4 protein-coding genes and 6 pseudogenes are annotated in these 9,815 nt (G+C 63.3%); 6 read left to right on the forward strand and 4 right to left on the reverse strand.

Annotated elements, in window-relative coordinates; all coding sequences use genetic code 11:
• Window positions 1-355: 355 nt before the first annotated feature.
• Both J5X93_RS28700 and J5X93_RS27980 read right to left on the reverse strand, forming a co-directional pair.
• Window positions 356-656 (reverse strand): annotated as a pseudogene (locus J5X93_RS28700) (hypothetical protein); the annotation flags it as partial.
• 132 nt (window positions 657-788) lie between these two features.
• Window positions 789-1,241, reverse strand: a complete 453-nt coding sequence (locus J5X93_RS27980) for a nuclear transport factor 2 family protein (protein WP_250036164.1) — start codon at window positions 1,239-1,241, stop codon at window positions 789-791.
• A gap of 712 nt (window positions 1,242-1,953) precedes the next feature.
• On the opposite strand from J5X93_RS27980, the gene istA reads away from it, so the two are divergent.
• Window positions 1,954-3,198 (forward strand): IS21 family transposase, encoded by a 1,245-nt coding sequence (gene istA, locus J5X93_RS27985; protein WP_408899684.1) that lies wholly within the window; start codon window positions 1,954-1,956, stop codon window positions 3,196-3,198.
• A pseudogene (locus J5X93_RS27990) lies at window positions 3,198-3,596 on the forward strand (ATP-binding protein); the annotation flags it as partial. The gene istA and the pseudogene J5X93_RS27990, both read left to right, overlap by 1 nt.
• A gap of 762 nt (window positions 3,597-4,358) precedes the next feature.
• Here J5X93_RS27990 and J5X93_RS27995 read toward each other — a convergent pair.
• Window positions 4,359-5,204: a cupin domain-containing protein gene (locus J5X93_RS27995; protein ID WP_250036162.1), complete on the reverse strand. Its 846-nt coding sequence runs from the start codon at window positions 5,202-5,204 to the stop codon at window positions 4,359-4,361.
• Between the two features lie 473 nt (window positions 5,205-5,677).
• Here J5X93_RS27995 and J5X93_RS28000 point away from each other — a divergent pair.
• Window positions 5,678-6,155 (forward strand): annotated as a pseudogene (locus tag J5X93_RS28000) (transposase); the annotation flags it as partial.
• A gap of 20 nt (window positions 6,156-6,175) precedes the next feature.
• On the opposite strand, the pseudogene J5X93_RS28705 reads toward J5X93_RS28000, so the two are convergent.
• Window positions 6,176-6,392, reverse strand: a pseudogene (locus tag J5X93_RS28705) (hypothetical protein); the annotation flags it as partial.
• Window positions 6,393-6,523: 131 nt separating this feature from the next.
• Between J5X93_RS28705 and J5X93_RS28010 the strand changes: the two are divergent.
• From J5X93_RS28010 to J5X93_RS28020, 3 genes and pseudogenes are all read left to right on the forward strand, one after another.
• Window positions 6,524-7,310 (forward strand): annotated as a pseudogene (locus tag J5X93_RS28010) (Tn3 family transposase); the annotation flags it as partial.
• A 131-nt stretch (window positions 7,311-7,441) separates the two neighbouring features.
• Window positions 7,442-8,047 (forward strand): annotated as a pseudogene (locus J5X93_RS28015) (oxidoreductase dimerization domain-containing protein); the annotation flags it as partial.
• Between the two features lie 108 nt (window positions 8,048-8,155).
• Window positions 8,156-9,703: an IS91-like element ISCR8/ISPps1 family transposase gene (locus J5X93_RS28020; RefSeq protein WP_076205821.1), complete on the forward strand. Its 1,548-nt coding sequence runs from the start codon at window positions 8,156-8,158 to the stop codon at window positions 9,701-9,703.
• The last annotated feature ends 112 nt before the right edge of the window (window positions 9,704-9,815 follow it).

Below are 9,815 nucleotides of genomic sequence, written 5' to 3' on the forward strand. Positions count from 1 at the left end.
TTGCCATTGAGCGGCAAGCGAGCGCTCAACCTTCCTTGGCCGAACGTGTTTCGAGGCCCAAAACTCGTGCCATACTTGGCCTCATGCGGTTGAATTTCCTATCCGTCCACACGCGGTCAACTCGGCGAAGAACGCCGCTACCGGGCGAACCGCAACGCCCCCCTCGTCCACCAGCCGAAGGGCGCGAACACATCGTCGGTCGCCTCAAGCGACCCCACCAGCGGCACCACCAGCTCGCGCAGACTCCGTGGCTCGTCGTCATTCGTCACGAGCGGGGAACCTAGCCAGCACAGGTCAACCGGGCACGCACCCCGCGATTCGGGAGCCCAGTAGTTCGGTCAACAGGTCGGTCTTGACGGTCACTGGCGGGTTTTCTACAGCTTCGGTCGCGCGAGGACCTCGCATCGGATCCCGGCCGCGGTCAGATCCCGGTACAAACCGAAGCCCGTCGGCCCCGCCTCGTAGGCCTCCGCGACCGGACCCGGCAGGCCGGTGATCCAGGACTCGATGTGGTCGTAGAACGGGGTCAGCTCTGTCTGGAACAACTCGCCCGTGACGCCGTCGATCGCTGCTGCCGCGACCGAACTGGCATGCAGGTCGAACCCAACGCTCGTACCCTCGGTAAAACACCGCGGCCTCCCACAACTGGCGGACAGGCCGAGCAGGCTGCGCTGCTCGGTAACCCACGAATCTTGTGAGTGAGGCCTCGGCCCGCAACGGGCTCAGGCCGAGCCGGTCACGTCATACCGTCCAGTGCAGGGAGGCTAACAGCGTCGCGGCGCCAACGATCAGGATCTTAGGCCCCCTCGGCGGCCGCCCTCAAGGATTTCCTGCTGGTAAGGCAGGTTCATGTAGGAGTCCTTTCTGCTAATCTTTCCGTCTTCCAACGTCAAGATGTCACACAGGTCAATTCGTACCGTCTTGCCATTAGGTTGTATTACCACATTTCCAAGTTCAAGTGGCTTCTTAAGAGTCTGATAAAGGTACGTCTCGATTGCTACAATGTCGCCGCCGTAACGCATTCGGCGTTCCGTGAACCGAACGTCTGGCCAATACTCGAAGACGCTCTCAAACGCCTTGTACACCGCAGCCTTCCCCACGTTCTCCATCTGTACTGCGGGGAGGGTCCAGACTGTGTCTTCTGTGTGAAATTGAATCATGTCATCAACTGCGTGCCGATTCCATGCATCTGCGTAATCTCGAATCATCTGCACCCTAGGATCCAGTGCTTGCGTAAGCATAATCTTCCTCTTCCCTGCGCATGAATGTCCATCTTCTTTTCCTAACGGTAGAACGCTAACTCGGGACAGGTCTAGACTATTCCCGTCGAAACCCTTGGCTAAAGTCGCCACGAAGGGGCGTTAGGCGCTGCCAGCGTCTACCCCTTCACGCGTATGGATGCTGCCAACGGAGGCTGAAACTAACCCCCTCGCGGCAGGCGGATTCGTTGTCACGTCGCAATACTCGCTGGCAAGGAAGAGCATGTTGGGAAGACGGGGACGCAAACGACGTCTGGGGATCGAGGACGAGTACTGGCATCTGATCCTGGCAGGCGTCGGCAGGCGAGGCCTGCACCCTCGTTGGGATCGGTCGGAATACGGGCCACCGGTGGCGGGCTGAACGCGGTGGTCTGCCACCGCTGCGACGAGCCGAGCACATCGAACGGGTGGTCGTTTCGTCACCTAGCGGGCCCGAAGGAGGCAGTCCGGGCCAAGCAACAGTTGGAGTGGAGCCCGGAACAACTCGCTGTCTAGCTGCGCACCGAGCCTCCGGCCGGCCGCGTTGGCACGTGTGTCACGAGACGATCTACCAGACGCTCTAGGACGGTGCGAGCCGGCCTGAACAGGGTGTGGCGGGTTGTCCGCGATCACGCTGGTGTGTGGGTGTCGACGACGCTTGAAAACGAGGCCATAGCGACGGTCGAAAACGAGGCCACCCAGACAGATTGGATGGGTGATCTCTGTGGAGGATTGGGCTCTGATCCGGCGGCTGGTAGCGGACGGTGTTTCGCAGCGTCAGGTCGCACGGGACTTGGGCATCGGACGGTCGACGGTCGAGCGGGCGTTGGCCTCGGACGGGCCGCCGAAGTACGAGCGGCCGGCGGTGTCGACATCGTTCACCCCGTTCGAGCCGGCGGTGCGACAGCTGCTGGCCAAGACGCCGGACATGCCGGCGACGGTGATCGCCGAGCGGGTCGGCTGGACTGGGTCGATCACCTGGTTCCGTGACAACGTCCGCCGGTTGCGGCCTGACCACCGGCCGGTCGACCCCGCAGACCGGCTGGTCTGGCTGCCCGGGGATGCGGCGCAGTGCGACTTGTGGTTCCCGCCGAAGAAGATCCCGCTCGAGGACGGCACCAAGATGCTGCTGCCGGTCCTCGTGATCACCGCGGCCCACTCCCGGTTCATCCTCGGGCGGATGATCCCGACCCGGACCACAGCCGATCTGCTGCTGGGGATGTGGATGCTGCTACAGCTGCTCGGAGGGGTCCCACGACGGTTGATCTGGGACAACGAGACTGGCATCGGACGTGGCAAGCGGCACGCCGAAGGGGTCAGCGCGTTCACCGGGACGCTGGCCACGACGCTGCAGCGACTCAAGCCGAACGACCCCGAATCCAAGGGCGTGGTCGAACGCAGGAACGGCTACTTCGAGACCTCCTTCATGCCTGGCCGCGACTTCAAGTCCCCGGCTGACTTCAACATCCAGTTCGGCGACTGGCTGTCCATCGCCAACGGCCGGGTCGTGCGCACGATCAAGGCCCGTCCGATCGACCTGCTCGATGCCGACCGGGCGGCGATGCTCCCGTTGCCGCCGGTCGCCCCAGCGGTCGGATGGGCCAACCGGGTCCGGCTGGGACGTGACTACTACGTCCGCGTCGACAGCAACGACTACTCCGTCGACCCTGCTGTCATCGGCCGGTTCGTCGACGTCCATGCCGACCTGGCCCGTGCCGAGGTCCGCCACGAAGGTCGCCTGGTCGCAACCCACGACCGGGTCTCGGCACGCGGCATGACCATCACCGATCCCGCCCACGTCGCGGCAGCGAAGGTGCTGCGTGAACAGTTCCAGCGTCCCCACGCGACACCGGCTCCGGACGACGACATGGAACGGGACCTGGCCGACTACGACCGCGCGTTCGGGCTCCTCGACGGCGGCATGACCAACGGCCCCATCGATGGTGAGGAGGTGGCCTGATGGCAGGCAAGGCGAAGACCGAGGCGACCGAGGCGCTCAAGCAGCTGACCTACCTGGCATCAGCGTTGAAGGCGCCCCGGATCACCGAAGCCGCAGCAAGGTTGGCCGACCACGCCCGTGATGCCGGCTGGACCCACGAGGAGTACCTCGCCGCCGTGCTCGACCGCGAGGTCGCAGCCCGCAACGCATCCGAGGCCCAGCTGCGGATCCGCGCCGCCGGGTTCCCAGCCCAGAAGACCATCGAGGAGTTCGACTGGGACGCCCAACCCGCCGTCCGGCAGCAGATCGCGTCGTCGGCATCCGGCGGGTTCCTGACCGAAGCCCGCAACGTCGTCCTGCTCGGCCCGCCCGGCACCGGAAAGACCCACCTGGCCACCGGACTCGGGATCGCGGCTGCTACGTAAGGCTCGTTCACCCGCCCGGACGTCGTACCGCCGAAGCGCTGATCGCGGGCATGCACCAGACCCTCGGCGAGCTTCCAAAATCTGCCCGGCTCCCCTTTCCTGAGATCAGAGCTCGGAGATGGCCGGTCATAATCAGGTCGCTGCGCTCTTCGCCGAGGGTTTTTCTTCGCCCACGCCGGCAAGCCCTGGCAGCGGTCAACCAACGAGAACAGCAACGGTCTGCTTGCCAGTACTTCTTCCCCAAGGGCAGCGACCCGCGGGCCCACCCCATCGCGGACCTCCGACGCGTCGAGGAGCGAATCAACACCCGATCCCGCAAGACACTGGCGTGGGCGACCCGGCGGCAAATCCTGGCCACCGCGATAGCCTCGCTCTTACTACGGATCGTGCGTGCACGTCGAGCCCAACGCTCGTACGCTCGGTTCACACCGGGGCGTTCCATAACCGTTGGATAAGCCCGAGCAGGCCATCCCCTAGTCCGTGACCCATTTGTGGGTCCCTGGCCCGCAACAACCCGCAGCAGCCCCGAGCGGTACTCCATACGGTCTAGTCCGATGCGTGCTCGGCCCGCCCGGCGGATGTCAGATGTTCTGACACCACGGATCCACCGCAGCGACCTAACCGACAATCTGCTCGGTTTGGGAGCGTTGCTCAAGCTTAGGGCGAGAGCCTTGGCGAGCCAGGCTGGGATCTCCCGTCGCATTGTGACACAGGCGCCGCCGCAGGTCACCCTTGCATATCCGGCGGCCACGAGGGCTAGGCGGTCAGCGACGCGCCAGTGATCACCGAGAACTTCTTGACAAACGGCCCCTTTGCGGTCCACGTAATGTGATCTCCCGCAGGTAGCGCGATGAGGTCACCTGCTCGGAACTCGAACTCTTCGCCTGTCGAGTCATCCCGGATGTGAACCTCGCCTTCGAGAAGCAAGATGGTTTCATCTCCGAGGGTGGACGTATAGCCAACTCTACAGGTTCCATCAGCGTCGCCACCGGGAATGCCCTTACCCACTCGCCACAGAGCAGTGAAGTACGTGCCGCTGCTCCCTTGGGGATACAAGGTAATGTACTCGCCGGAAACCAACTCGCCTTCAAGCGGCTCATTGAAAACGTAAGTGACCCATTCGTCGGAATGCGGATTGTCGTTGGTACTTGCAATGTAGATGTCGTTCAAATCGGCGCCGGTGGGGTTATCACAATCCCAAGAGACCCAGAATGTCTTCAAGTACGGTCCTGCAATATCCCAGGTATGCTCGACACCCTTCGGAACGTGAACGATCGAATTGGGACCCACCTGGTGACTCGTTCCAGCTTGATTGGCGGTGACGGTCGCCGACCCGTCGAGAATCACCCAGACACCATCCCCCATGGGAGACGTCGATAGTACCGTTCCCGAGCCGTCTGGGTTGGCGCCGGGAGCACCTGCATGGTATCGCCAGAAGCCAGCGACCAAGCGGCCGCTTGTCCCTTCCGGTCGGAAGATCGCAACTTCGCCCTGCGTTTCAACCCGACCCAGCGCCGGCTCGTCCCACTGGAAGGGCTTCCAATCGTGAAGCGCAGGATCCGCGGCCCCTGCGTACACGCGGCTCTTCTTTTCCACTGCCATCAAACTCTCTCCTCTTGGGCGTTGTTCCGTCGATACGCTCAGTTAGGGCCCAGATGCGCTTCTGGGACAGGTTGCTCGCGCACACCCCTTTTTCTCCCGCCGATCGTTCTCAAAATGTTAACTTCTCAAACCGAAGATGTCAACTGCCCTGGCGGTCGCGAACTGCGGTGTGCGGCGAGTCCTCAGGCTTAGCTGAGGAGCAACGTCACGAGATTCCGACTGGGATACTTGGCCATGCGCGTTAAGGCTGTCACCCATGTCGCATCATTGTTGACTTTTACCGCCGCGATCCTTGTCTGATTCCGCCACGGAGGGCGCCGCATCCGGTGAGGCTTGGGTGACAGGAGTGGTGGAAGTAGCAGCCCGCCTCAACCACGAACTGGCCCTGTACGGGGTGTCGTCCAGACTAGGCGGGCCATCGCGTGAGGCTCTGCGAGAAGGCTCTAGTCAACTCGCAGAACGGGACTCACGCCATGACCCTGAACCAGTCTGCCCTGCTCGAGCTCACCCAGATGCTGCGGGCCGCCGATGAGGGCGACATGATGCGTCAGATGCTCGGCCTCATGCTTCAGGCACTCGTCGAAGCCGAGGCCACCTCGGTGTCCGGCGCGGCACCCCACGAGCGGACCGAGGACCGCACCAACCAGCGCAACGGCAGCCGACCCAGGACCGTCTCGACGACCACCGGCGACCTCACCGTCCGGATCCCCAGCTGCGCACGGGTCGTTTCCTACCCTGCTCGAGCCCCGCCGTTGGGTCGACGTGGCGTTGCACGCCGTCATCATGGCGACCTATGTCCACGGCGTGTCGACCCCCAAGGTCGACGACCTCGTCGCCGCGCTAGGCGTCGGCAGCGGGATCTCCAAGTCCGAGGTCTCCCGGATCTGCGCCAGCCTGGACGCCCAGATCGCCGCCTACGACACCCGCCCCCTGGACGGCACCGCGTTCCCCTGTCGTAATACTCCTCCAGTGCCGGCTACGGTCGACGCCCGGTACAGACCGAACGCGGAGGTCCTGCCTCGTAGGCCGCTGCGACCGGTCCCGGCCGCCGCCGGATCCAGTCCCTGATGTGCTCGGGTGACGGGGTCAACGTCTTCTCGAACAACTGACCGTCCTGGTGTCCGACCCAGCAGCACGCACCGAGAGGGCGTGCACATCCAGGCCGACACTCGTACGCTCGGTGAACATCGGGGCCTCCCACACATGTCGGATAGGGCGGGCAGGCGGGTCCTGCCCGCCAATGCACGATCTGTCTGAGCGAGGCCCCGACCCCCAAGCACTACGCGAGCCTGCGCCACGACACGTCCCTCTGTAGCTGCCAAGTCAGCCAGCTTGCTGTGGATACCCATGGCTACACCGACTTTGCCATGTCACATGCCCGTTTGCTTGGTTTTGATCTTTGCCCACTTTGCCATGTCACATGCCCGTTTGCTTGGTTTTGATCTTTGCCCGCGGTTGAAGGAACTCAAACAGCGCCACCTCTTTGTGCCACGCGGCACCAAAGTGCCCGCAGAAATCGCTGCGGTGTGCGAAGCCAATGTCGACGTCGCTTTGATCGAAAAGCATTGGGATAGTCTGGTGCACCTGGCAGCCTCGGTCATGAGCGGACATGCCAGTGCGGTGGCAGCTCTTGCGCGGTTCGGTTCTGCCGCCCAGGGCGATCCAATCTATGAGGCTGGCGTGCAATTGGGGCGGTTGCTGCGTACGGCGTTTTTGGCTGACTACTTTGTCAAGGACGCTTTCAGGAACGAGTTGCGCCGGGTGCTCAATCGGGGCGAGGCTGTTAACGCCCTCAAGCGCGCCATTTATACCGGCCGGATCAGCCCGGCGCAGGCCAAACGTGTCGATGAAATGCAGGCTGTGGCCGATGCGTTGAGCCTGATGGCCAACATCGTGATGGCGTGGAATACCTCACAGATGCAGGCGGTCCTGGATCGCTGGTCGAACCGCCGCCAGGTCATTCCACCGGAACTGATCGGGAAGATTGCGCCCACCAAGCTGGAGAGCATCAACTTGCGGGGTGTGTTTCGCTTCCCGGTTGACCGCTATGCTGACCAAATCCTGCCTTCGCGGCCAAATGCATCGATAACTGGCACCAATGGATGAAACCGACCACGGTTTGACGCCACGAATCGCAGATTTGAAAGTGAACAGGAAAGTCAATGAAATCAACGATCTACCAACACCACCTCCGCGCCAGTGCTAGCTTTTCGTACCGTCACTTATTGCACTGAAAACGAGGAGACCCCAACGTGGACATCCAGATGCGCACCAATGTGCCGCACATCTTCGCCATCGGCGACATCGTGGGCCAGCCCATGCTGGCGCACAAGGCGGTGCACGAGGCGCATGTGGCAGCCGAAGTCATCGCCGGTGAACTGCAAGGCAACAAGGAACTGGCCGCTGCCGCCTTCAACGCCCGCGTCATCCCCAGCGTGGCCTACACCGACCCCGAAGTGGCCTGGGTGGGGCTCACCGAAGACCAGGCCAAGGCCCAGGGCGTCAAGGTCAAGAAAGGCCTGTTCCCCTGGGCCGCCTCCGGCCGTGCCATTGCCAACGGGCGCGACGAAGGCTTCACCAAGCTGCTGTTCGACGACAGCCCCGAAGCAGGATCAGGAGACGGCCATGCTGGCCGGGGCCACGGCAAGATCTTGGGCGGTGGCATGGTCGGCACCCACGCGGGCGACATGATCGGAGAGATCGCGCTGGCTATCGAGATGGGTGCCGACGCAGTGGACATCGGCAAGACCATCCACCCGCATCCAACCCTTGGCGAATCCATTGGCATGGCGGCGGAAGTGGCGCATGGCAGCTGCACGGATGTGCCGCCTGCGCGCAAGTAAGTCCGCAGCCAAGCTACCCTGCCAAGGCCCGAACTGGCGACGGTTCGGGCCTTGTGCTTTGCGTACCCAAACAATCGCCGCAGAATACTGTGCATTTGTACAGTATTCATGTCAGCCACTTCCAAGCCCAAGCTCTACAACCCACGCCACCCCGAACGCACGCTGCTCTACCAAACGGTAGCCGAGCACTACGAGACCTGGCTAGAGTTGGCCAGCGCGGGTCAGTTCGACGGCCAGGGCGACCACCACACCCCCAAGCCCTTCGTGCGCAAAGCGTTTGCCAAGTATCTTGAGTGCGGCATCTTTGCCCATGGCTTTGCCCGCGCTCGCTGCGGCGACTGTGGGCACGACTACTTCGTCGCTTTCTCCTGCAAAGGCCGGGGAGTCTGCCCCTCGTGCACCACCCGGCGCATGGTGGAGACAGCAGCGCACCTGAACGATCACGTATTCCCCCGCCTGCCGGTGCGCCAGTGGGTGCTGTCGGTTCCCAAGCGGCTTCGTTACTTCATGCAGCGCGACGGAGCGGTGCTGAGCATGGTGCTGCGCATCTTTCTGCGGGTGATCGCACAAACTCTGCAGACCCACAGCCCCGGTGCGGCCCATATGGACAAGGCAGGCCTGCACATCGGTGCCATCGCCTTCATTCACCGATTCGGCTCCAGCCTCAATGAACACGTCCACTTCCACGTTTGTGTGGTGGACGGGGTGTTTGAGGAAGTGGAGGGCGAGGGCGATGCTGATGCGACCCCTCGAATCTCATCGCCGGGTGTCATCTTTCACGCGGCCACCGGCATCGATGCGGCTACCGTGGCCCCAGTGCAGACCACACTGCAAAAACGCATCCTGCGCGCCTTCGTTGCTCGGGGCCTGCTGGAGAACTGTGACGCCAAAGACATGCTGGGCTACAAACACAGCGGCTTCTCGGTGGATGCGGGGGTGTGCATCGAAGCCCACGACCGCGCTGCGCTGGAGCGGCTGCTGCGCTATTGCGCGCGTCCACCGTTTTCCATGGAGCGCCTACGCAAAGAGGGAAGCAAACTGGTGTACCGCTGCGGCAAGCAGCGCAGCGAACCCACCAGCGACAAGCGCGGTGCCAAGGTTGATGAGCTGCACCTCACACCGCTGGAACTGATCGACCGCATCGCCGCGCTGGTGCCACCGCCACGCACCCACCGGCACCGCTACTTTGGTGTGCTGGCACCAAACTCGCCGCTGAGAGCGGCGGTAACGGCGCTGGCTCAGCCTGCTGCGTCGCAACCAGCCACGGTGGAGACTGCACAACCTGGCGCGGGCGTACCTGGGGTGGCGGCGCCGGGCAACGCGGCCACACCCACACCCGAACCTGAAGCACGCCCGAAGCGAGCGGCGCATTACTTGTGGGCGGTGCTGATTGCCCGCATCTACGAGGCATTTCCGCTGCTGTGCCCCATGTGCGGTGGGCAGATGCGCATCATTGCCTTCATCACCCACAGCGCCGAAATCCGCCACATCCTGAACCACATCGGGGTGGAGTCTGCCCCCCCGCACATCACCCCGGCACGCGGGCCACCGCTGTGGGAGGGCTGCGACGCGCCGGTGGATGATGGTGCGCAAGGCGAGCCGGATTGGGATCTGGCAGCTCAACCCGACGAGGTAGACCAGCGCGTCAATTGGTGACCCAGTGAAGCGGCGGTATCCATCGCTGCGGGGAAGCAGCTGCGCGCGCGCCAGGCCCAAATGCATACTGCCTCCCAAGCTCTTGCCATTGAGCGGCAAGCGAGCGCTCAAC

The sequence above is a fragment of the Pseudomonas sp. BYT-1 genome, assembly GCF_023611805.1.
Lineage (GTDB): Bacteria > Pseudomonadota > Gammaproteobacteria > Pseudomonadales > Pseudomonadaceae > Aquipseudomonas > Aquipseudomonas guariconensis.